The organism is Streptomyces sp. WY228, from assembly GCF_019287315.1.
Taxonomy (GTDB): Bacteria; Actinomycetota; Actinomycetes; order Streptomycetales; family Streptomycetaceae; genus Streptomyces; species Streptomyces caviscabies.
This window is the reverse complement of the sequence record NZ_CP079114.1, coordinates 7,983,403-8,006,223: the sequence shown is the minus strand read 5'-3', so window position 1 is coordinate 8,006,223 and position 22,821 is coordinate 7,983,403. Positions and strand designations below refer to the sequence as shown.

At 72.5% G+C, this 22,821-nt stretch carries 19 protein-coding genes; 14 read left to right on the top strand and 5 right to left on the bottom strand.

What is annotated here, in order from left to right; all coding sequences use genetic code 11:
- The first annotated feature begins 170 nt into the window (after positions 1 to 170).
- Positions 171 to 3,305, top strand: coding sequence for a discoidin domain-containing protein (locus KV381_RS34940; RefSeq protein ID WP_218787061.1), 3,135 nt, complete (start codon positions 171 to 173; stop codon positions 3,303 to 3,305).
- Positions 3,306 to 3,626: 321 nt separating this feature from the next.
- Here KV381_RS34940 and KV381_RS34935 read toward each other — a convergent pair whose 3' ends face one another.
- Both KV381_RS34935 and KV381_RS34930 read right to left on the bottom strand, forming a co-directional pair.
- Positions 3,627 to 4,517, bottom strand: a complete 891-nt coding sequence (locus KV381_RS34935; RefSeq protein ID WP_086778482.1) for a S1 family peptidase — start codon at positions 4,515 to 4,517, stop codon at positions 3,627 to 3,629.
- A 297-nt stretch (positions 4,518 to 4,814) separates the two neighbouring features.
- Positions 4,815 to 5,336, bottom strand: a complete 522-nt coding sequence (locus tag KV381_RS34930; RefSeq protein WP_030084865.1) for a cupin domain-containing protein — start codon at positions 5,334 to 5,336, stop codon at positions 4,815 to 4,817.
- Positions 5,337 to 5,487: 151 nt separating this feature from the next.
- On the opposite strand from KV381_RS34930, the gene KV381_RS34925 reads away from it, so the two are divergent.
- From KV381_RS34925 to ssuE, 10 genes are all read left to right on the top strand, one after another.
- On the top strand, positions 5,488 to 5,925 hold the full coding sequence (locus KV381_RS34925; RefSeq protein ID WP_103537828.1) for an Rrf2 family transcriptional regulator: 438 nt from the start codon (positions 5,488 to 5,490) through the stop codon (positions 5,923 to 5,925).
- A complete protein-coding gene (locus tag KV381_RS34920; RefSeq protein ID WP_103537821.1) occupies positions 5,922 to 6,914 on the top strand; it encodes a DsbA family protein in 993 nt (330 codons plus the stop codon). Before KV381_RS34925 ends, KV381_RS34920 begins: the two co-directional genes overlap by 4 nt.
- Positions 6,915 to 7,399: 485 nt before the next feature.
- Entirely contained in the window at positions 7,400 to 8,974 is a 1,575-nt protein-coding gene (locus KV381_RS34915; RefSeq protein WP_218787060.1) for an ABC transporter substrate-binding protein, read from the top strand.
- A 69-nt stretch (positions 8,975 to 9,043) separates the two neighbouring features.
- Positions 9,044 to 10,072 carry an ABC transporter permease gene (locus KV381_RS34910; protein WP_030632437.1) on the top strand — a complete coding sequence of 343 codons (1,029 nt, stop codon included), beginning with the start codon at positions 9,044 to 9,046 and terminating at the stop codon, positions 10,070 to 10,072.
- A 2-nt stretch (positions 10,073 to 10,074) separates the two neighbouring features.
- On the top strand, positions 10,075 to 10,965 hold the full coding sequence (locus tag KV381_RS34905; RefSeq protein WP_030084875.1) for an ABC transporter permease: 891 nt from the start codon (positions 10,075 to 10,077) through the stop codon (positions 10,963 to 10,965).
- A complete protein-coding gene (locus tag KV381_RS34900) occupies positions 10,962 to 11,861 on the top strand; it encodes an ABC transporter ATP-binding protein (RefSeq protein WP_030632440.1) in 900 nt (299 codons plus the stop codon). The genes KV381_RS34905 and KV381_RS34900 overlap by 4 nt, the downstream gene beginning before the upstream one ends.
- The gene (locus KV381_RS34895; protein ID WP_030632443.1) at positions 11,858 to 12,727 is read left to right on the top strand and encodes an ABC transporter ATP-binding protein; all 870 of its coding nucleotides are present in this window, start codon (positions 11,858 to 11,860) and stop codon (positions 12,725 to 12,727) included. The genes KV381_RS34900 and KV381_RS34895 overlap by 4 nt, the downstream gene beginning before the upstream one ends.
- A 45-nt stretch (positions 12,728 to 12,772) precedes the next feature.
- Positions 12,773 to 14,113 carry an NtaA/DmoA family FMN-dependent monooxygenase gene (locus tag KV381_RS34890; RefSeq protein ID WP_030084881.1) on the top strand — a complete coding sequence of 447 codons (1,341 nt, stop codon included), beginning with the start codon at positions 12,773 to 12,775 and terminating at the stop codon, positions 14,111 to 14,113.
- A 30-nt stretch (positions 14,114 to 14,143) separates the two neighbouring features.
- On the top strand, positions 14,144 to 14,947 hold the full coding sequence (locus KV381_RS34885) for an alpha/beta hydrolase (protein ID WP_218787059.1): 804 nt from the start codon (positions 14,144 to 14,146) through the stop codon (positions 14,945 to 14,947).
- A gap of 80 nt (positions 14,948 to 15,027) precedes the next feature.
- A complete protein-coding gene (gene ssuE, locus KV381_RS34880; RefSeq protein WP_218787058.1) occupies positions 15,028 to 15,585 on the top strand; it encodes an NADPH-dependent FMN reductase in 558 nt (185 codons plus the stop codon).
- A gap of 51 nt (positions 15,586 to 15,636) precedes the next feature.
- On the opposite strand, the gene KV381_RS34875 is transcribed toward ssuE, so the two are convergent.
- The gene (locus KV381_RS34875; protein ID WP_218787057.1) at positions 15,637 to 16,470 is read right to left on the bottom strand and encodes a PIG-L family deacetylase; all 834 of its coding nucleotides are present in this window, start codon (positions 16,468 to 16,470) and stop codon (positions 15,637 to 15,639) included.
- A 160-nt stretch (positions 16,471 to 16,630) separates the two neighbouring features.
- On the bottom strand, positions 16,631 to 18,142 hold the full coding sequence (locus tag KV381_RS34870; protein ID WP_218787056.1) for a glycosyltransferase family 39 protein: 1,512 nt from the start codon (positions 18,140 to 18,142) through the stop codon (positions 16,631 to 16,633).
- Between the two features lie 125 nt (positions 18,143 to 18,267).
- Between KV381_RS34870 and KV381_RS34865 the strand changes: the two genes are divergently transcribed.
- The 3 genes from KV381_RS34865 to KV381_RS34855 are packed head-to-tail and all read left to right on the top strand — an operon-like array spanning position 18,268 to position 21,747.
- Positions 18,268 to 18,948 carry a response regulator transcription factor gene (locus KV381_RS34865; RefSeq protein WP_218787055.1) on the top strand — a complete coding sequence of 227 codons (681 nt, stop codon included), beginning with the start codon at positions 18,268 to 18,270 and terminating at the stop codon, positions 18,946 to 18,948.
- Complete coding sequence (locus tag KV381_RS34860; RefSeq protein ID WP_218787054.1) at positions 18,935 to 20,503, top strand: cell wall metabolism sensor histidine kinase WalK; 1,569 nt, start codon at positions 18,935 to 18,937, stop codon at positions 20,501 to 20,503. The genes KV381_RS34865 and KV381_RS34860 overlap by 14 nt, the downstream gene beginning before the upstream one ends.
- Positions 20,500 to 21,747 (top strand): metallophosphoesterase, encoded by a 1,248-nt coding sequence (locus KV381_RS34855; RefSeq protein WP_218787053.1) that lies wholly within the window; start codon positions 20,500 to 20,502, stop codon positions 21,745 to 21,747. Before KV381_RS34860 ends, KV381_RS34855 begins: the two co-directional genes overlap by 4 nt.
- On the opposite strand, the gene KV381_RS34850 is transcribed toward KV381_RS34855, so the two are convergent.
- Positions 21,702 to 22,817: a hypothetical protein gene (locus KV381_RS34850; RefSeq protein WP_256995213.1), complete on the bottom strand. Its 1,116-nt coding sequence runs from the start codon at positions 22,815 to 22,817 to the stop codon at positions 21,702 to 21,704. The two genes, KV381_RS34855 and KV381_RS34850, sit on opposite strands and share 46 nt — an antisense overlap.
- Between the last annotated feature and the right edge of the window lie 4 nt (positions 22,818 to 22,821).

The following is a 22,821-nucleotide window of genomic DNA, read 5'->3' as shown; positions in this document are numbered from 1 at the left end:
TCGTTCCGTCATCGTCACGTTCAATCGTGCGTTTTCCCTTGACGGAACATACCGGGGCGACCAAGGGTGGCCCTCAACCCTTTGACAACGTTGTCCATCGCGGATGCGTCGTCCGGCTGTCCTGCTCAGCCGTCCGACGACCGCCGCGAGCACCCCAGAGGAGAACCACCGTGGGCCCGACCTCCCTTCCCCTCGGCCGCCGTCGGCTGCTCCAGATCCTCGGCGCGTCCGGAGCCGTGACCGCACTGCAGTTGGGCGCGGGTTCGCCGTCGGCTGCCGCGTCCCCGCTCGCCGGGACCGGCGGGAGCGGCGCGGAGGACGATGTCGCCGCCACGTACTACCGGGTGCTGCTGCGCCACACCCGCTGGTCCGAGACGCAGTGGGACGAGGCCCGGGGCATCTATACGGACAAGTTCTTCGGGTTCGCGGTGGTCCTCGGCCACGCCGTGCTGCTGACACGTGGCAGCTACGACGCCGAGCTGGCGGGGGTGGACCGGGACACGCTCAAGCGGCGGACGCTGGCGACGCTGCGGCACTTCGCCGCCTCCAACCGGCTGACCGGCGGCACCCAGTGGGGCCGCACGCTGTTCTTCGACACCACGTTCCAGTCGTACTTCGTGCTGGCCGCCCGGCTGCTCTGGGACGAACTGGACGCGCGGACCCGCTCCCTGGTGGACACCATCGTCCGGGAGCAGGCCGCGTACACGCATGCCCTGGGCACCGGCGACGACCCTGCCTCCGGGTCCTGGACGCCGAACGGGCTGACGGGCGGCCACGTCGGTGACACCAAGCTGGAGGAGATGGGCATCTACGCCCAGGCACTGGCCCCCGCACTGGCCTGGGCCCCGGACGACCGCCGCCGGCCCGCGTGGGCGGCCGACTACGGCGCCTGGTCGCGCAACGAGGCCGGGCTGCCGGAGGCCGACCTGGCCAACCCGGCCCGCGTGGACGGTGTTCCGGTGGCCCGGAACACCGCACGGAACGTCTACGACACGTTCGTCGTCGAGAACCACGGCTCCTTCGGCCCGCACTACCAGGCGGAGCTGTGGCGGACCTCGGGGCGCAACGCGGCGCACTTCCTGGCCGCCGGTGAGCAGCTGCCGGAGGTCCTGACCCGGCAGCCGAACGCCGGGCCGCTGTGGCGGACCCTGCTGGGGGTGATGTCGGACGCGGGTGAGCCGCTGATGCCGATGGTGAACGACCGCGAGCACCTCTACGGCCGGGATGTCATCCCGCTGGCGTTCCTGTCCCGCGTGATGGGCGACCGGGCGGCGGCCCGCGCCGAGGTCGAGCTCGCGGCGCGGCTGGAGGCGTACCAGGCGTATCCGCCGGAGCACCGGCTGGCGAAGTTCTCCGGTGAGCCGAAGTACGAGCCGGAGGCCCGCGCCGAACTGGCCATCAGCTACCTGCTGCACGTGTGGCCCGGGGCGGGCCGGCCCGTCGTGCCGCTGTCGCAGCGGGAGCTGTTCGCGTACGCCTCCGGGGTGACGGACTTCGGGGAGGGGCCCGGGCTGGTCTCGCACCAGTCCCCCGCCGCCTGGGCGGGCGCGGTGTCCAAGCCGAAGTTCGTGAAGTTCGCGTGGCAGCCGGGCCACGACGACTGGTTGTTCCGGATCAGCGGCGCCACGCCGATGTTCCTGCCCTCGACCGCCGTGGAGGTCACCGGCCGCTCGGTGCGCACGCACACCCGGCTGCGCGACGGCTTCGACGGGAGCGCGACGCTGCTGCGGCTGAAGGACGGCTTCGCGGGCTTCACCACGCTGCCCACCGGCGCGGTCGTCCACGCGGCCGAAGGACCGGACACCGCGGGCGGCCGGCTGGAGGTGCACAACCTCACCATGCCGGGCGTGGCGGGGCTGGACGGCAGGCGGACCTACCGCTTCGCCGAGGGGTCGGCCACGGTCCCGTCCCGGGACTCCTCCGGCGGCTCGACGGGCCGGGTCGACGAGCTGTCCTTCGACCGTACGACGGTCCGGCACCTGCGGGTCCAGGGCGTGACACCCGATCCGGCGTACGGCTACTCGCTGTTCGCCGTGGAGGCCCGAAACGGGTCGGACGGGCCCGACCTCGCACGCGGCGGGCGGGCCACCGCGTCCTCGTACACGCCGGGCAGGGGGCCGGAGCTGGCCGTGGACGGGGACGGCACGACCCGCTGGGCGGTCTCCACCGCGGACCGGCCGCGCCGCGACAGCTGGCTCGCCGTGGACCTCGGGGAGCCCCGCGCCCTGGACCGGGTCACCCTGCGCTGGGAGAGCGCGGCGGGCCGGAGCTATCTGGTGCAGGGCTCGGACGACGGCGAGCGGTGGACGGACCTGGCGAGCGGGCCCGTGCCGGCGCTGCGCAGCGAGGGCGGCTGGCTGGACGTGGACGGCCGCGCGGGTCTGGTCGTACGCGGCGGGCGGGGTCCGCTGGTGGTGTACGGGGACACGGTCGTCCTGGCGGAGGGCGGCGGTACGGGCCCGCTGCTCGTGGAGGGCCACTGCGGGGTGTCCGCCGCCGGCCTGCGCGAACTCGCCCGCCGGCCGGTGCCCGCGGCCGGGGACGAGAAGGTGCGGGCGGCGGTGACGGACGGGCACCTGAGCCTGTTCAACCTGTCGGACCTGGCGGTGCGCACCCCGGTCGCCCTGGTGCAGGAGGGCCGCCGCCGGGAGGTCTACGAGGGCGAGCAGCTGGTGACCCGGGACGGGCTGCGGTACGAGGCGCGGCTGGAGGCGGCCTCGGCGCTGCTGCTGCCGCCCCGGTTCACGCTGGTCCCGCTGTCGGGGCGGTCGCTGCCGAACGGGCTGCGGGTGGAGGTCGTGGACGCCGCGACGGTGCGCCTGACCGGGCCGGTCTGCCGGGTGCGGGTCGAGGCACAGGGGCACAGCACGGTGGCGGTGGTGCGGCCGGGCCGGGGTACGGAGGTCACGGTGCGCGGGGCGCAGCCGTATCCGACGACGGACCTCGCACTGGGCCGGGCCGTCTTCCCGAACGCGCCGCTGCCGACGGGGATGTCGGAGCCGTCGGCGGCCGTCGACGGTGACCCGGACACGGTGTGGCGGCCGGGACGCGACGGCCGCCTGGTGGTGGACCTCGGGGCGCGGCGCGCGGTGGGCCGGGTGGAGGCCGAGTGGTCGGCCGGGCGGGTTCCGGGCCTGTCCGTGGAGTTCAGCGACGACGGGATCCGCTACCGTCGGGCGGGCTCACCGACCGGTCGCGGCCCGGTCCGGAGTCTGCGGGCGTCGGGCTCCCCGCGTTATGTGGCGCTGCGGGTGTCGGGCACCCCGGAGGGGCGCGGTGGTCTCGTGCGGCTGTCGGTCCGCTGACGGACCGGGCCCACCGGCACGCTGATCGCGTGGGCGGACCGGCGCCGCCCGCACGTCGCCCCGCGTGGCGGTGAGGGTGGGCCGGGTCGCTGCGCAGCCCCGGGCCCTCACCCTCGTCCTCATGTACTGGGCGTACTCGGGTCTTTGCCCGCCAGGTCCGCGCACGGCGGACCTGGCGGGGCGGCCGAGCCCTCGCGGCCGCCGTCACCGTGGATCGTGCCGGATGGCCTGGGGGTCTCCGGAACGAAGACTGTCCCCGCCGGCGAACCGGGCGGGGACAGTCGACAGGGCCGATGGCTCATGACCCTGGTGGGCGCGGGATCAGATGATGCTCACACCGTAGGCGCTCAGTGCCTCGGTGACGGGCTGGAAGAACGTGGTGCCGCCGGAGGAGCAGTTGCCGCTGCCGCCGGAGGTGAGGCCGAGAGCGGTGCTCCCGGAGAAGAGCGCGCCGCCGCTGTCGCCGGGCTCGGCGCAGACATTGGTCTGGATCAGACCGGAGACGATGCCGTCGGCACCGTAGTTGACGGTGGCGTTGAGTCCGGTGACCGAACCACCGTGCAGGCCGGTGGTGCTGCCGCTGCGCTGGACGGACTGGCCGACCGAGGGGTTCCCGGCGCTGGTGATCTCCTGGTAGCCGCCGTTGTAGAGGTAGACACGGCCGTCGGCCGCGCCGGGGTTGGAGTGCCGGATGATGCCGTAGTCGTTGCCGGGGAAGCTGGACCCGGTGGTGGTGCCGATCGACCACGAGCTGCCGATGTTGGTGCAGTGGCCGGCGGTCAGGGCGAACTTGGTGCCCGCGCCGTCCTGCACGTTGAAGCCCAGGGAGCACCGGGCTCCGCCGGTGGTGATGGCCTCGCCGCCCGCGATGAGCTTGGAGAACTTACCGGGGGTGTGCTTGACCACGAGGGCGTCGGCGTTCACACCGGCCTCGTTCTCGATCTTGGCGATCTCGGCCTTGCTGACCGTGCTGTCGACGGTGACGACGACCTTGCCCGACGCGGAATCGACGTACCAAGCGGTGCCGCCGACGTCGGCGGTACGCACGGAGTCAGCCGTCCGGCTGAGCTCGGTGGCGCTGAACGTCTTCGGGGCCGGCTGGGCGGATGCGGTGGCGGCGGGGATGGCGAGCGCCGCGGCGGCGGCGAGGCCGGTCGCCCCGGCGATGAGTCGTGCTCGTCTCGAGAGGCCGTGGGGGTGAGAGAGTCGCACTGTAGTCCTCCAGATCGTGGGGGGAACTCGGGGCGTTGGGTGGACGCCCATGACACGTCACCAGGAAGGCGACGGAGCCGCCATGTCCCTGACAACGTTGTTTCCATGCTGGTGAGACCTGCACCCCGGCACAAGACCCCCGAGGGTGGGGCTGGCTGACAATCGGCCATCCGGCGAGATCCAGACACCGTCAAATGGGCGCATTGGAGCCCTGCCACGGCAGCGGGATGACGGAAAACGATCGGCGAGGCATCTTCCAGCCCCCGAGGCGCGGCGTCCGGCCAAGCGCTCCTCCGGTCAGGCGTCCCGCCCGGCTTCCGACGCCGGAAGCGCGTACAGGCCCGGGAGGTTCACGACGATCGCCTCCTGGGTCGACCGGGCGATGACGACCACGGCCTCCTCGGACGGGTCGGGGTTCTCCTCGCGGTGCGGCACGAAGGGCGGCACGAAGATGTAGTCACCGGGGCCGGTGCGCAGCCGTACCTCTTCGGGCTCGTCGCCCGAGTCGTCCAGGAACACGAACTCCGGGTGGCCGCTGACGACATGGATGGCCGTCTCGGACGCGCCGTGGTGGTGGTCCGATGAGGAGGTCGAGGGCGCCACATGGGTCTGCCCCATCCACAGCTTCTCGGAGCCCGTGGTCTTCCCGCTGATCGCCGCGAACCGGCGCATGCCCCCGGTCTGGGCCGTGTCGCCGTCCAGCGCGTCCGCGCGGATGTGGTGCAGGCGGGTGTGCAGCGGTGCTGCCGGACGGTCTTCCCCGGTGGTGTGCAGATGCGGGTGGAAGCCTTCTCCGGCGGTGGTCAGGGGCTCGCTCATGGCCGGGACGCTAGAGGGGCGCCGAAAAGGATGTCAAGAGGTGTCCTTTGCGGTTCATCTGCGGCAATGTTGCTGACACATGCGCCGCCGCACAAAGCGGGAACCGGCGGAGTCCGAGCCTCCGCGCGCCCCTTCGTGCATGATGAGCGGCATGCATATCTCCGCGAAAGCGGACTACGCCACGCGGGCCCTCCTGGAGCTCGCCCGTGAACCTGGCCGTCCGCTCACCTGCGAAGCCATCGCCTCCTCGCAGGAGATTCCCTTCCGGTTCCTGAAGTCCGTGGTAGGCGAGTTGCGCAGGGCCGGGCTCGTCCGAAGTCAGCGCGGCTGCGAGGGCGGCTACTGGCTCGGCAGACCCGCCGACGAGGTCACCCTGCTCGACGTGGTGCGCGCGATCGACGGCGACGTGCTCACCTTGCGCGGCGAGCCGCTCGACGCGCTCGGCTACCCGGGCCCCGCCGCGCCCCTGCCCGACGTGTGGAGGCAGATCGAGGCGGGCGCGGCCGCGGTCCTGGGCGGTCTCACGCTCGCCACGCTGCTGCCCGCGGCCACCCCACAGGACCAGCACTCCAAGGCCGGCGCCGCATGACGGACGCACCGGAGCGGACGCCCGCGGCAGCGGGAGGCGCGACGTCCCGGCCGCCGTCCGCGCGGAGGACCGCGCCCGGAGAGGATCCGCCGCCGCTGCTGGAGGTCGTGGAGTACACCGATCCGCTCTGCCCGTGGGCCTGGGGCTCCGAGCCCGTCTTCCGCAGGCTCCGCGCCTCGCTCGCCGGACGGGTCCACTGGCGGCGGGCGTACGCCATCCTCTTCGACGACGACGATGACCCGCCGCCCGACCCGGCTGCCGAAACCGCTTGGTACGCACGGCACTTGGCGGACATCGGCACCCACACCCTGGCTCCGCGCGCGCACACCCTGAGCCGGGTCGCGGCCAGCTCCTGGCCCTCCTCGCTCGCGGCCAAGGCCGCCGAACTCCAGGGTCCGGAGGTCGCCGACGGCGTGCTCCGCCGTCTGCGGGAGAGCGTCTTCGTGCTCGGCGAACCGGCGGACACCCCAGCCCTCGCGCTCCGGTGCGTCCAGGGGGTGCCGGGCCTGGACGCCGACCGGCTCGCCCGGGACGCCGCCTCCTCCGGCGTACGGCAACAGGTGCGCGCCGACCGGGCGGAGGCACGCCGCCCCGTCCCCGAGGTGCTCTCCGTCCGCTCGGAGTCGCCGCATCCGGGCACCGCCAAGGAGACCCCCGGCGGCGAAATCCGTTACGCCCTGCCGACCCTGCTGTTCCGCACCCCGGCCGGCCATCGCGCGGTGCCCGGCTGGCGGCCCTTCGAGGCGTACGCCGGCGCTGTCGACGCGCTCGCCCCGGGGCTGCTCCGCACGGCCCCACCGCTCGACCCGGCCGGGGCGCTGGAGCGCTACCGAAGCCTGACCGACCCGGAGCGGCTGGTGCTCGCCGAGGGCGTCTGGCCGCCGCCGGGCGCGGTGCGCGTGGACACCGGGCAGGGGCCGCTGTGGCTGCACCCCCACGAGGCCCAACTGCACCCCGCCGTAGGCCCGGACGGCTCCGCACCGCGCTGAGCTGCGGCCCAGCACCGTTCCACCGAATGAGACACCAAAAGGTGTCCATTGACATCCGGTGCCGGCTGCCGCCAGGATGTGCCGCATGCTCACGACGCACCCCGGCGTGATGTGCCGCTACGTGGACCTGCGGCGCACCTCCAGCGCCCTCTGTCGCTGACCGACCGCCACCGGCGGCCCGCAGCCGTTCCCCGACCGCCGACCGCAGCACCATCGCTGCGCGTCGCCGCGCCGAACGGTCCGACCGCCCTCCTGGCACCCTCCCGTCGCGCACCCTCGACGACCTTCCCCGCCGCATCCGTGCGTCCCCCCGTGTCCCCGTCGACGCCGGCGGTCCCGAACACCGGCCGCCCTCAGCCGCGTCGGGGCTCCCCTCGCCCTGCCCGGACGCCGTCGCACGGAACCGGCGTGGGCGTCGGCCGCCCCCGGTCCCGCTCCCCTCCGCCCTGCCCCGGGCCGGGGCCCATCACAGAGAGAACACCCAGATGTCCGCACGCCCGACGAACCTCCGTCCCGAGCTCCGCCTCCGGCCCACCCGAAGGGCCCGGGGCCTGCGGGCCACGGCGCTCGGCACCGTCCTCACCGCCCTCCTCGTCCCCACGCTCACCGCGTGCGGCGGGGGTACCTCCTCGGCCGCGGGCAACGCCACACTGAAGTGGGCGTCCTCCTACTTCCCGGCCCACTGGGACCCGGTGGTCTCAGGCAGTGGCGCCCAGTTCCGCCAACTCTCGCTCGTGTACGCCTCCTTGACCCGCACCGACGAGGAGGGCAAGCCCGTTCCCGACCTCGCCGAGAGCTGGGAGTACAACGACAAGGGCGACCGCATCACGTTCAAGCTGCGCCCCGGTCAGAAGTTCAGCGACGGCGAGCCGGTCGACGCCACCGCGGTGAAGGCCGCCATCGAACGCGCCCAGAAGCAGAAGAACTCCGCCCTCTTCGGCGATCTCACCTCGATCGGCACGGTGGAGGCGAACGGACTCGAAGCGACCCTGAGCCTCACTCAGGTCGACTACCAGATACCGCAGTTGCTCGGACAGCGCGTGCTCCAGATAGCCAGCCCCAAGGCGGCCGGCAACCCCACCCGGCTCGACCAGAACCCGGTGGGCGCGGGGCCCTTCGTGGTCGAGCAGCTGATCCCGGGGACCAAGGCGGTCCTGAAGAAGAACCCGGACTACTGGGACGCGGAGAACATCCACATCGACAACGTCGAACTGGTCTCCGCCCCCGACGCCTCGACGGTCGTCTCCGGTCTGCGGACCGGTGTCTACAACTTCGCCGACATCGACCCCAGCCAGGCCGACGCCGCGAAGAAGGCCGGCCTCGACGTCTTCGTCCAGCCCGGCTTCAACGCCGCCAACCTCAGTCTCAACGTCAACAAGGCACCCTTCGACGACGACCGGGTCGTCGACGCCGTCCGGCACGCGGTCAACCGCGAGGAGTTCGTCCGCAAGCTGACCTTCGGCCACGGCGAGGCGACCGACCAGCCCTTCCCGAAGGGGTACGTGGCGTACGACCCGAAGTCCGAGGACGCCTACCCCTACGACCCGGCGAAGGCGAAGAAGCTCCTCGCCGAGGCGGGCCACCGGCCCGGTGACCTCAAGCTGAACCTCGTCATCACCTCCGAGGACCCCCAGGCCGAGATCGTCCAGTCGCAGCTCGCCGCCGTCGGCATCAAGGTCACCATCAAGATCGACAAGAACTGGGCCACCCCGTTCTTCGCCAAGGACCTCGCCTTCTCGCTGTACTCGACCACCGGGCGCGACTCCGCCGTGCAGACCCTCACCGCGCACTTCGGCCCCGACGGACCGCTCAACCTCTCCACCCCCTACGAGCCGGACGGCTTCGAGGAGGCGGTGGCCAAGGTCCGCCGGACCCCGCTCGACTCGCCCGACTACGCCGAGACCCTGCAGGCCGCGACCCGGGCGGGGCTCGGAAGCAAGGCGCTGGTGTTCACCTTCTCCTCGCCGAACCTCTTCGCCAAGACGACGGCGGTGTCCGCGCTCCCGAAGAACCCCGGGCACATCGACTGGACCGGTGTGAAGGTCTCCGGCGCCAACTGATCCACCCGCGCCACCGCTCACCACCCACCCACCCATGTATCAGCCCAACGCACAGAGAGGGGCAGCCCCATGACGACGACCGCGCCACCGATCGTCCCTGCCCGCCGTCGCGGGGCCGCCGTGGCCAGGACCCGGCACGCGGCGGGCCGAGTCCTGGCCGTCCTCGCCCGGTCGGTCGCCATCTTCGTCCCCGTGTTCCTCGTCGCGACCTTCGTGACGTTCGCCCTCCGCTCGCTGAGCGGACTCAGCCCCGCCCGCATCCAGCTGGGCGAGGAGGCCACCCCCGAGGCCATCGCCCGGATCGAGTCCCAATGGGGGCTCGACAAGCCCTTCCTCGCCCAGTACGGGGACTGGTTCACCGGAGTCCTGCACGGTGAACTCGGCACCAGCTGGGTCAACGGGGCCGACATCTCCACCCTCATCGGCCTCGGCCTCGGCGTGAGTCTCTCGGTCGCCACGTTCGCCCTGATCATCGGGGTCCTCGTCGGATTCGCCCTCGGTACGGTCGCGGCGCTCCGACGCACCACGGCCGTCGACCGGGTGATCACCGGCTTCGTCACCGTGATCTCGGTGATGCCCGCCTTCGTCGTCGGCATCGTGCTGGTGTCGGTCCTCGCCGTCGGGTTCGGTCTCTTCCCCTCCGCCGGCTACGTCCCGGCGGAGCAGGGCGTCGGCCCCTGGCTCGCCCACATCACCCTGCCCGCCCTCGCGCTGAGCTTCGACGTCATCGCGGACGTCGCACGCCAGCTCCGCTCCAGCCTCATCGGCGCCTACCAGGAGAACTACGTGACCGGAGCGGTCGTCCGCGGACTGAGCCCGCGGCGCGTCTTCTTCGGACACGTCCTGCGCAACGGCCTCGGACCGACGCTCGCCACCCTGGGGCAGAAGTTCCCCGCCCTGGTCGGCGCGTCCGTCGTGACCGAGTGGATCTTCGGCCTCCAGGGCTTCGGCCGGTTCGCCAACGACTCCGCGCAGGCCGGCGACGTACCGGCGGTGCAGGGCGTCCTGGTGGTCTCGATCGCGCTGGTCGTCTCCTTCAACCTCATCATCAACCTGGTGCTGGCCCGCGTGATGCCGGCCTCCCAGCGGGGGGTGTGACCATGGTGCGCCGCGTGCTCGCCCTCACGTCCGGACGGATCGCCGTCGTCATCCTCGCCGTGATCGCGCTCCTCGCGCTGCTGGGCCCCTGGCTCGCACCGCAGAACCCGCTGGCCACCAGCGACAACGCGCTCGCCGCCTACTCCGGCAGCCACTGGCTGGGCACGGACTATCTGGGACGCGACGTCCTGAGCCGGCTGCTGGACGGCTCCCGCATCAGCGTCCTCGGCTCACTGGAGGTCGCCCTGGTGGCCCTCGTCGTCGGCGCGGTCCCCGGGATCCTGTCGGTCTACCTGGGCCGCGCCTTCGAGTGGTTCACCCTCCGTATCGCCGACACCCTGGTCGCCCTGCCGTTCCTGCTGTTCGCCATCGCGGTGATCGCCCTGCTCGGCAACGGCATCACCCAGGCGATGCTGGTCACCGGGGCGCTGGTCTCCCCGTTGTTCTACCGGGTCTCCCGCGCCGCGACGCTGGCCGTCGCCCGGTCCCCGTACGTCGAAGCGGCCATCGTCTCCGGCGCCTCCATCGGCTGGATCGTGCGCCGCCACGTGCTCGCCAAGGTGCTCCCGCCGATCGCCGTCGCGCTCGCCCAGACCATCGGCGTCGGCTTCGTGATCGTCTCCAGCCTCACCTTCCTCGGCATCGGCGTCCAGCCGCCCGAGCCCACCTGGGGCGGACTGCTCGCCTCCGACCTGGGCTACCTCAGCCACCGGCCCTGGGCGCCGGTGGCACCCGCTCTGCTGATCATGATCACCGTCTGGGCCTGCAACCTCCTCGCCGACGCCATCCGCGACGTCTCCGGAGAAGCGGGCCGGGCGCTGGCCAACGACCGCAAGGCCCGCGCCAACCGCCGTGCGGCGGCCGGACCCCTTCCCGCCGGAGGTTCCCGATGAGCCCGCTGTCCCCCGACACCCTCACCTCCCGCCCCGCCGACACGGACCGGCCGGCCGCGGACGCCCCCGGCGCACCGCCCGCCGAACCCGTCCTCGCCCTCCACGACGTACGCATCACCGACCGCGTCACCGACCGGGAGATCGTCCACGGGGTCACCTTCGACCTGACCCCGGGCAAGGCGGTCGGCATCGTCGGGGAGTCCGGCAGCGGCAAGACCCTCACCTGCCGTGCCGCCCTCGGCATCCTGCCCCCGCACTTCGAGGTCTCCGGCGGCCGCATCGACCTCGCGGGCAGCGACATCGCGACCCTGACACCCCGTCGGTGGACGGAGTTGCGCGGGGCCACCATCAGCGCCGTCTTCCAGGACCCCGCCTCCTATCTCAACCCGGCGATCAGGGTCGGGGCCCAGATCGCCGAGGTCGTCCGCGTCAAGCAGGGGCTGAAGCGGCGCGCGGCCCGCCGCCGGGCCGTGGAACTCCTCGCAGCCGTACGGCTGCGCGACCCGGAACTCGTCTACGGGCAGTACCCCTACGAGCTCTCCGGCGGCATGCTCCAACGCGTCCTGATCGCCGCCGCCATCGCCGTCGAACCCCGGGCCCTCATCGCCGACGAGGCCACCACCGCCCTCGACGTCACTGTCCAGGCCGAGATCCTCGATCTCCTCGCCGAACTGCGGACCCGCACCGGCCTGGCCCTCGTCGTGGTCTCGCACGACCTGGCCGTCGTCGCCCAGCTCTGCGACGAGGTCCTGGTGCTGCGGCAGGGCGAGGTGGTGGAGCAGGGGCCGACCCGGGCGGTGCTGCACGACCCCCAGCACGACTACACCCGCCTGCTCATCGCCGAGCACGACAGCTACGGCCTCGACAAGTTCCTCGCACCCCAGGGGGCGTCATGACCACCGCGGCACCACAGGCCGAGGAGGCCGTGTCCGATGACGGGACCGGTCCGGTGCTGGAGGTCTCCGGCCTCGGTGTGCACTACGGCCGGGGACGCAAGCGGCGACGGGCCCTGCACGACGTCACCCTGAGCATCGCGCCCGGCGAGGCCGTCGGCGTGATCGGCGAGACCGGCTCCGGCAAGTCCACCCTGGCCCGCGCCGTCCTCGGGCTGGTCCCCGCGTCGGCCGGCTCGGTCCGTATCGCCGGGGAGGAAGTGAGCGCGTACGGCTCCCGCCGCTGGCGCGAACTGCGACGGCGCGGCGTGATCCAGTACGTCTTCCAGGACCCGCTCCGCAGCCTCGACCCGGACCTCACCATCGAGGACTCGCTCGTCGAACCCCTGCTCATCCAGGGCGTCCCCCGCAAGGAGGCCGTCCCGCGGGCCCGCACCTTCCTCGACCGCGTCCAGCTCGCCCCCGATCTCCTCGAACGGCTGCCCGGCGAGCTGTCGGGCGGTCAGCGCCAGCGGATCGCCGTGGCCCGCGCCCTGGTCACCGAGCCCCGGCTCGTCATCCTCGACGAACCGGTCAGCGCCCTCGACTCCGCCAACCGCGTCCAGATCCTGGAGATCCTCAAGGAGCTGCGCGCCTCCGGCGTCGCCCTCGTCCTCATCTCCCACGACCTCGGATCCGTGGCCGGGACCGCCGACCGCATCGCCGTCCTGTACCGGGGCGAACTCGTGGAGGCCGGCACCGCCCACGACGTGGTGCGCCGGCCCCGGCACCCGTACACCCGGCTGCTGCTCGGCTCCGCGCCCACCCTGCGGGGCCGGCCCGCCGACCGCGCCGAACGCGAAGCCCTCCGGGCGCTGCTGGACGCCTGAACCCACCCCCGTACCCCACCACTCCCCCTGCCGAGAGGAACAGCCATGTCTCGCAGAATCCACCTCGCCCTGCACCCCTACGGTGTCGGAGGCCCCGGTCAGCACGGCCTCTGGAAGGACCCGCGCGTCGCGAAGAACGCCAGCATCGACGTCAACTACTACATCCAGCAGGCGAAGGCGGCCGAGCATGCGCTCTTCGACGCCCTGTTCGTCGTCGACAGCCAGTTCATCAACTCCACCTACCCCTCGCACTACCTCAACCGCCTGGAACCGCTGACCCTCCTGTCGGCCGTCGCCACCCACACCCGGCACATCGGCCTGGTCGGCACCGCCAGCTCCACCTACAACTCCCCCTTCAATCTGGCCCGCCGGTTCGCCTCGCTCGACCTCATCAGCGGCGGCCGGGCCGGCTGGAACGTGGTGACCAGCTTCGACACCGGCACCTCGAAGAACTTCGGCCTCGACGAGCACCTGGACTACGCCACCCGCTACGGCCGCGCTCTGGAGTTCGTGCAGGTCGCCCGGGGTCTGTGGGACTCCTACGAGGACGACGCGTTCCCCGCCGACGTGGAGCGGGGCGTCTTCCTCGACCCGGAGCGGCTGCACGCCCTCGACCACGAGGGGGAGCACTTCAAGGTCGCAGGACCGCTCAACATCTCCCGCTCGGCGCAGGGCCAGCCCGTCATCTTCCAGGCCGGGGTCTCCGCGGAGGGCCGCGATCTGGCGGCGAGAGTCGCCGAGGGCATCTACGCACCCGGCGGCACCCTGGAGCAGGCCCAGGAGTACTACGCGGACATCAAGAAGCGCACCGCGGCCCACGGCCGCGACCCCGAGCACATCAAGGTCTTCATCCACGGCGGGCCGATCGTCGCCGCCACGGACGAGGCGGCCCGGCGGCGCGAGCGGGAGATCTTCGAGGAGGACAACGACTTCGAGCGCAACCTCGCCCTCCTCGGCCGCTCGTTCGGCGCGTACGACTTCAGCGTCCACGACCTGGACGCCCCCTTCCCCGACGTCGCCCACCTCGCCGAGAAGGGCGGCCGCACCGGAGCCGCGAAGATCATCGAGCGGGCCCGCGAGGAGAAGCTGACGCTGCGCCAGGTGGCCGAGGGCGCGAACGCGTTCCGGCGGTCCCCGTTCGTCGGAGCGCCCGAGACCGTCGCCGACACCATCGAGCAGTGGTACGACGCCGGCACGCTCGACGGCATCAACCTCGCCTTCCGGAACAACGACGACCTCGAACTCTTCGTCGACGGCGTGGTGCCGCTGCTCCAGAAGCGGGGCCTGTTCCGCACCGCGTACGAGGCCGACACCCTGCGGGGCAACCTCGGCCTCCCGATCCCCGCCAACCGCCACACCCGCGAGCGCGAACTCGCGGGCGGCTGAGCGGCCCCGACGCCGAACGAGGAGACCCTCATGACCGAACGGAACACCCAGCAGGACCTTCGGCACACCGACCACTTCGGACCCCGGGGGCCGGCCGTGCGCGGCACCGTCCTCGTGGTGCCGGGCCGGGGAGAGACCCATGACACCTACGCCCGCTTCGGAAAGCGGCTCGCCGCCGACGCCTACCGGGTGCGCGTCGTGGACGCGGCGCGGCTCGACGCGGAGGACCCCGACGGATCGCTGACCCGCCTCGGCGGACGGATCGCCGACGCCGTCGCGGGCACGGCGGATCCGGACGGGGCCGTCGTCCATCCCGTGATCCTGGTGGGCGCCGACACGGGGGCCGTCGCGGTGGCGGCGCTGCTCGGCCGGGAGGACGGTGCGGGGGCGGCCGGTCTCCGCCCGGACGCCGTCGTCCTCGCCGGGCTCCCGGCGCACACGTCCGCCTCGCCTACGGGCAGTTGGGACGACGAGCTCGACGTGCGCACCTTCTGTCCAGCCCACCGCTCCACCCTCACCGACGATGCCGCCTTCGGCCGGGGAGCGCTCGACGAGGTGGTGCCCGAGCCCCTTCTCGCGGCGGCTTACGCGAGCGAAGCGGACGTCCCGGTGCTGATCCTGGCCGGGGACGCCGATCCGCTCGCGGACCGCGACGCTCTCACCCGTACCGCCAAGTCCCTGCCCCGGGCCCGCCTTTCCGTCGTCAGGGACGCCCACCACGACGTCCTCAACGACATGCAGCACCGCTCGGTCGCCGCCGAGATCGTCACCTTCCTCGAAACCCTGCGCAACGAACTCGTCCCGCTCGTCACCGTGGAGTCCAGCGCCTGGTGAGCGAGCCCGGCGGCCCGGGCACCCCGCCCCGCCCCCGCCGGCGAGCCACCCCGCGCACACCGCACCCCGAAAGGTCGCCCATGGCCACCATCCTGTCCGTCTCCGGAAGCCCTTCCGCCACCTCCCGCACCGCGCGGCTCCTGCTCCACCTGGACGACCGGCTCCGGGACCACGGCCACGACGTGGTCTCCCTCGACGTCCGCACCCTGCCCGCCGAAGCCCTGCTGGGAGCCGACTTCGGGCATCCGGCGATCGTCCGGGCCACCGCCCTGTTCGAGCGGGTGGACGGGGTGGTGATCGGCACCCCGATCTACAAGGCCGCCTACTCGGGGCTGCTCAAGTCGCTGCTCGACCTGCTGCCGCAGTACGCGCTGACCGGCAAGACCGTGCTGCCGCTCGCCACCGGCGGCAGCGTGGCCCATGTGCTGGCCATCGACTACGCGTTGCGCCCGGTGCTCACCTCGATGGGCGCGGCCCACGTCGTACCGGGCTGGTTCACGCTCGACAAGGACATCACCGTCGGCGAGGACGGGGCCGTGAGCCTCGCGGCAGGCGCGGCGGAGGCGCTCGCCGAGGTCACCGACCGGTTCTCCGCCGCTCTCCGGGACCGTACGGCGGTACTGGCGCCGAGCGTCTGAACCGCGGCGGACGGGCGGGGCCCACGGCGCGCACCGGGCCGGAGCGGGTGGTCAGCGCAGTCCGGCGAAGAGATCGCTCTCGGGTACGGGCGCGCCGGTGGTGTCCCTGACCCGGACGAAGGTCTCCATGCCCATGAGCACGCCGAACCTCTCCTTGCCCATCTTGAGGAAGAAGATGTTCTCGCCCTGGCTGGCGTGCGCGGCCAGCGCGTCGAACTTCTGGCCGCTGAAAGCGGTGGTGTCCACCCAGGTCGTGATCTCGTCGTCCGGGAGCCCGATCTCGGCCGACGCGGCGGCCTCGGCGGGGTCCGGCTCCGGCATGTCCTCGCCGAACTCGCGCATGACCTCGCCGAAGCGCTCCATCATCGAGCGCGGCGCCGTCGTCCAGTACACCTTCGGTGTCAGTCCGGTCAGCTCCAGTGCCGCCATCGTGATGCGGTTGGCCTGGATGTGGTCGGGGTGACCGTAGAAGCCGTTCTCGTCATAGGTGACGACGACATCGGGCCGGTAGTGGCGCATGAGTTCGGCGAGGCGCGCGGCGCCCTCCTCCACGGGGGTCCGCCAGAAGGAGCCGGGGGCGTCGTTGCCGGGCCAGCCCATCATCCCCGAGTCGGCGTAGTCCAGCGTCTCCAGGTCGCTGATCTTCAGGACCTCGCAGCTCGCCTCCAGCTCCTTGCGCCGCATGCGGGCGACGGCCGCCGGATCGTGCCCGGGCTCGCCCGGCTTCACACCTCCCGGGCCGTCACCGCAACCGCCGTCGGTACAGGTCACCAGCACCGTGCGGATGCCTTCCGCCGCGTACTGCGCCAGGATCCCTCCGGTGCCGGTGGCCTCGTCGTCCGGGTGGGCGTGCACTGCCATGAGGGTCAACGGCCGGTCAGTCATGACACAGTCCTCCGTGAAGATACGTCGTGGTCCGAGTGCGCCGCGGCCCTGCCGCGAGCGCGGGCCGGGACGGCGGCGGGTCGAAGGCACGGTCGGCAGGGAGCGGCGTCATGCCTGTGACCCTAAGTCGTCGCGCGGCGGGCCCTTCACGCCGGTCGGGTCAGGGAGACCCTTCGCCGGGCCGGCGCACGGGACGGGAGGGGCCTTCTCGGACGTGGACGGACACCCGCGCGCCGTTCACCTCGGCCGTTCCCTGTACGCGGAAGTGTCGCCGCAGGGTGGTTTCTTTCGCTTCCTCCTGGGAGTCGCCCGGTGCGTGCACGCCCACCGCCCGCACCACGATGATCCGGTCGAACTCCCTCATGCGTGCCGCGATCTCGGGGGCGGCGAGCTCGACGCCCGCGAGCGTGTTCGATGCCACGGGGTCCTGTGCCAGGGCGAGATCCACCAGGAGGCGGGTGTCCTCGGGGTCGGCCGCGGTCAGCATCCGTTGTCGGCCGGAGAGATAGAGCAGGCCGTCGCCGGGCCTGCCTGCTTCGCGGACGGCGGCGCCGACGGCGGTGGCGTCGTTGCTCCGGCTCTGGGGGGTCCTCAGCGAAAGGCTCAGCGGCACGAGCGCGATCAGGGCCGCGACCGTCGCGACGTACACGGCCGGGGACCAGCGCGGCAGTCGGCGGACGTGGTCCAGGCAGGCGCCCAGCAACAGGGCGATCCCGATGTTGCTGAACAGGACGTACCGGTCGACGAAGAGCGGCTTGACCAGCGAGGCGGTCAACAGCAGGGCCCCCGGAAGCACGAGCATCGGCACAGCCAGCGCGGCGAGGCTCACGGGGCCCTGGCCGCGCGGAGCCGCTCGCGCGCACGCCACCCCGACGACCATCGCGACCAGCAGGTGGTCGGGGCGCACCGGTCCGCCGATCCAGGACACCTGCTCCGACTGCCCCGCGCTGACGACCGCCAGCGGCAGCAGTCCGATCACCACACCGGCAGCAGTGACACTCCACGCCCTCAGCACCCCTTTCGGAGGGCGGGAGACGATCAGGGTGACGCCGTGCGCGGCCAGGGCCAGGACCGCGAACTCATGGAGCAGGCACGCCAGGAGCATGGTGCATCCGTACACCGCCCACCGCCGCCGGGAGCGCCGCGGAACGTTGTCCACCAGGACATAGGTCGCCCAGGCGATCAGTGCGCACACCATCGCGTAGGACCGGCCCTCCTGCGCGTACTTCTGCACCTGGGGAAGGAGCGGGAACACCAGCCCGACCGGCAGGCCGACGCGGGGTCCCGCCAGGCGCAGCCCGAGAAGTCCGACGGCGCCCGCCGCGGCGGACATGGCCAGCACGGACGGCAGCCGCAAGGACAGCAGGCCGGCGCCGAACAGATCGAAGATCACCCGCATCACGGCGTAGTACAGCGCATGGACCAGGTCGACGTGCTGGGCCGTGTTCCAGATCTGGGACAGTTCGCGGTGCGCGAGCTGGTAGGTGACGGCCTCGTCGCCCCACATCGTGTTCTGTCTGCGGACGCCCCATACGCCGAGGGCGGCGGTGAGTGCCGCGGGCGCGATGACGGCCAGGGCCCTGGCCGGGGTGGAGGGTGTCCGGGCCGCGGACGGACGGGACGGAACCGTCCTGGTGGTGGCGACGGCGGGGGCACGTACGTCGAGGGACATCGTCGGCGGGACCTTTCGGCGGCGTGGACTCGTCGCCAGCGTGCCCGGGCCCGGTTGACCGGTTGCTGACCCGACCTGACCGGCCGATCAGGAACCGCCGCCGGCACTGTGCGAGGCTGCACGGCATGCGCATCCTGGTGGTCGAAGACGAGGTGGACCTCGCCCGGACCCTGCACACCGGTCTGACCGCCGAGGGCTACAGCGTCGATCTCGCCCATGACGGCCGGCACGGGCTGTGGATGGCCAGGAGCGGTGAGTACGCCGTGGTCGTCCTGGACCTGATGCTGCCCGGCCTCAACGGCTACAAGGTCTGCTCCGAGCTGCGCCGCGAGGGCAACGCGACCCCGATCCTGGTGCTCACCGCCAAGGACGGGGAGTGGGACCAGGCGGAGGCCCTGGACACGGGTGCCGACGACTACCTGGCCAAGCCCTTCTCCTACCCGGTGCTGGTCGCACGGCTGCGGGCCCTGGTCAGACGGGCCGCCGCCGTCGCCCCGCCCGTCCTCGCCGTGGGCGACCTCTCGCTGGACGTCGCCGCCCGGGTCTGCCGCCGGGCCGGGGCGCGGGTGGACCTCACCCCCAGGGAGTTCTCGGTGCTGGAGCTGCTGGCGCGCCGGGCGGGCCAGGCGGTCTCCAAGGCGGATCTGCTGTACCACGCGTGGCCCGATGACGCCCTGGACCCGAATCTGGTGGAGGCGCGCGTCAGCGTTCTGCGCAAGAAGGTGGACGCGGCGTTCGGACGGCAGTCCGTGCAGACCGTGCGAGGCGTCGGTTACCGTCTGGTCGACGACCGTGAACACGGCTGAGCCGCGACGCCGTTGGTGGCCCCGGTCCGTACGCGCCCGTACCGCCCTGGCCGTCGCCTCGACCGCCGCCGTCATCCTGGTCGCTATCGGCTGGTGGCTGCACCACGACGTCTACCGGCAGAGCGCCCGGATCGCCGAGGACCAGGCCCGGGACCCTCTGCTCGCGCTCGCCGACCAACTGCGTGAAGGCGTGATTCCCAGCAGGAGAAGCGCGGTGCCGTACGAGGTCGTCGCGACCGGCCGCGGCACGCCTGTCGCCTCCGGCGGAGGAATGGACGTCTTCGCCCCGGGCGCCCGCCCTGTGCTGCCCGCCCCGCCCGCTCGCTCCGAACCCGTCGACACCGGTTCGGGCTGGTACTACACGACCATCGACATGCGTATTCCGGAGCGCACCGCCGACGACCCCGCGGGCGGCTTCGACCTGGCCGGCCGGACCTACCCGGTCCTCTACACCGACATCTGGGCCGGTGAGCTGAGCAGTGCCGAAGCCGCCGCCCTGGGAGTCGACGAGGATGCCACCCTGCGAGTCCATGTGGTGGTGCTCCCCCACACCGCCGAGGCGATCACCCACAACATGGACCTCCTGCTGCTGCGGGCCGGACTCGTGAGCCTCGTGCTGATCTCCGCGGTCACCTACTTCACCGTGCGCAACGCGCTGAGGCCGGTCGAAGCGATCCGCGTGATCACCGCCTCGGTCACCGCGAACGACCCGAGAGAGCGGGTCACCGTGCCCGCCACAGGACACGAGATCGCCGCCCTGGCCACCACCATCAACACCACCCTGCAACGTCTCGACGAGGCGGCCGCCCGGCAACGACGCTTCGTCGCGGACGCCGCACACGAACTGCGCAGCCCTCTCACCACCCTGCTGGCCAGCCTGGAAGTGGCGCTCGCCTATCCGGAACGCACCGACTGGCCCCGAGCGGTCGCCACCGCCGCACGGCAGACCGGACGCCTTCAGGCCCTCGCCGAGGATCTGCTGCTCCTCGCCCGCCTCGACTCGCACGCACCGACGACCGCCGGCGGGTCCGTCGACCTGGCGGCCCTCGTCCTCCGGCTCGTCGAGGAGTACGAGCAGCCGGGCCGGCCGGTGGCACTCACCGCGGACGCCTCCGGACCCGCATATGTGCCCGGCAGCCCCCGCGACTACGAGCGGCTGCTGCGCAACCTCGTCGACAACGCCGCTCGCCACGCCGCGAACCGCGTCCGGGTCACCGTCCGGAACCAGGACGAGCAGGTCGTCCTGTCCGTGCACGACGACGGGCCGGGTGTACCCGCCGAGGACGCCGAGCGCATCTTCGAACGCTTCGTCCGTCGTGACGACGCCCGCTCCCGTGATCATGGCGGCACCGGTCTGGGCCTCGCCATCGCCCGCGAACTCGCCCATCGCCACCGTGGCACCCTCGACCTCGTCCCCTCCGACCGCGGAGCGTGCTTCCGACTACACCTTCCGGCCCAACGGCAGCCCGGCTCCCCCGTGGACGGCGGTCCTGAGGCGACCGGATACAGTGCGCCGGACGTCAGCCCGGCCGACGAAGGGACAGGCGAACGGTGACCGACACGAGCGACACTCAGCCCACCGAGGGGGAAGCGGAAGCGTCGCGGCAGAACCGACTGCGCCGCCTGATGCGCTACCTCCCGCTGATCGCCCCCGTCCTGCTCTGGACCGTGCCCTGCTGGGTGCTCCTGTACGGCGGCCAGCACTGGCCGCCGTACGTCGCCCTGGCCGGCACCGCCCTGTTCGTCCTCGGTCTTGTCGGTATGCCGCTCGCGATGGTGCGCGGCCACGGCCGTCGTCAGCAGGACGCGGCGGCGATCATCGGTGACACCCTGCTGGGCGCCTGTTGGGTGCTGTTCACCTGGTCCGTGTTGTTCGGGGTCCTCCTGCGGCTCGTCCTGACCGTGGCCGGAGTCGGCGAGAGCCAGGACCGGGCCCGCATCGTCACCTGGGCCGTTCTCGGCGTGTCCGCCGCCCTGCTCGCCTGGGGGTACGCCGAGGCCCGTCGTGTACCACGAGTGCGCCGACTCGATGTGCGACTCCCGCGCCTGGGCGCGGGGTTGGACGGTCTCCGCGTCGTCCTGATCACCGACACCCACTACGGCCCACTCGATCGGGCTCGCTGGTCGGCGCGGGTGTGCGAGACGGTGAACACGCTGGAGGCCGACCTGGTCTGCCACACCGGCGACATCGCGGACGGCACGGCCGAACGCCGCCGCGCCCAGGCCGTCCCGCTCGGTACCGTGCAGGCCACCCGGGCCCGTGTGTACGTCACCGGCAACCACGAGTACTACAGCGAGGCCCAGGGCTGGGTCGATCTGATGGGCGAGCTGGGCTGGGAACCGCTGCGCAACCGGCATCTGCTGCTCGAACGCGGCGGCGACACCCTGGTGGTCGCCGGCGTCGACGACGTCACCGCCGAGTCCTCCGGTCTGGCAGGCCATGGTGCCCACCTCGCCGGAGCCTTGAGCGGCGCCGACCCCGACCTGCCCGTCCTGCTCCTGGCGCACCAGCCCACGTTCGTCGACCGGGCGGCAGCCGACGGCATCGACCTCCAGCTCTCCGGTCATACCCACGGCGGCCAGATCTGGCCGTTCCACCACCTGGTCCGCATCGACCAGCCGGCCCTTGCCGGCCTCAGCCGCCACGGCGCCCGCACCCTCCTCTACACCAGTCGCGGCACCGGCTTCTGGGGCCCGCCGTTCCGTGTCTTCGCCCCCAGCGAGATCACCCTGCTCGTGCTCCGCTCGTCCCGTCAGGCCGACGGGGAAGCGCAGACGGGACGGGTGCGGGCGGAGTAGGAGCGGGCGGCCGCTATGAGGCCGAAGCCCAGGCCGGCGAAGGCGAGTCCGCCGAAGGCGACCATCCAGGTGACCCCGGAACCGGTGGTGAACACCCCCGACGGTTTCAGCCTCGGCAGGCCTCCGGCGGCGCTGAGCGGGGCGTAGATCAGCAGGCAGACTCCGTACGCCGACAGGCCGACGGAGCTCAGCCACGCCGGCAGCAGGGGCAGTAGGCGTGGGACGCGACGTCCGGAGAGGACCGGGGTCCATCGGGGGAACACCTGCCCCCACCGGTACAGCAGTCCCAGCGACAGGAAGATGGCGGCCAGCGCGGCCAGCACGGTGACATCGATGCCCAACGTCGCGAGGGCCTTCACCACTTCCGACTCGCGCGCGTTCGCCTCCCGCCACCCTTGGGCCGTGACGCCGATCGCATCGCCGCCGAGGGTCCAGACGGTCTTGACACCGGCCCACGGGAGAAGCCCGCACAGGAGGAGGTGGACCGTGACTCGGGTGCGCTTCGACGCGACGGAGGGTGCGGGGCGGGCGAGCGGGCCGTCGAAACCTCCCGTGTGCTCCTGTCCGCACCGGGGGCATCCTCCTCGCAGCCGCCGGCGGTACGACAGCCCGACGAGGATGAGAAGCGCGGCGCCCGCCGCGCTCAACAGGTCGTGCGCCAGGCCGGTGGCGCTGTCCAGCCCGGAGAACGACACCAGCGTCACGAAGTACGCCGGCAGACTGGCCATCCCCATCACAGCGGCCGGGACCGCCAGGGTCAGCGCCGCCGCCACCAGCGCTCGGCCACGCCCGGCAGGCGTCCGGGTGGTGGCCAGGCAGGCCACGGCGGCGAGCACGGCGATGGCCGCCAGCAGGAGCTGGACCGCCGGCGCGTACGCGACGTCCGGCGACCAGAGAACGGTGGCGCCCGACACGGCCCATACGACCTGGACCGCGGCGAACACCACGCCCCACACCGCGGCGGCGTGCGGCGCCCACGCGGGCCAGCGCCGCGACCACACCGCCCACCCCGTGTCCCGTAACGGCGGGCCGAAGCCCGCACAGGTCCGCCATGTCGTGGGAACAGCCACCGTG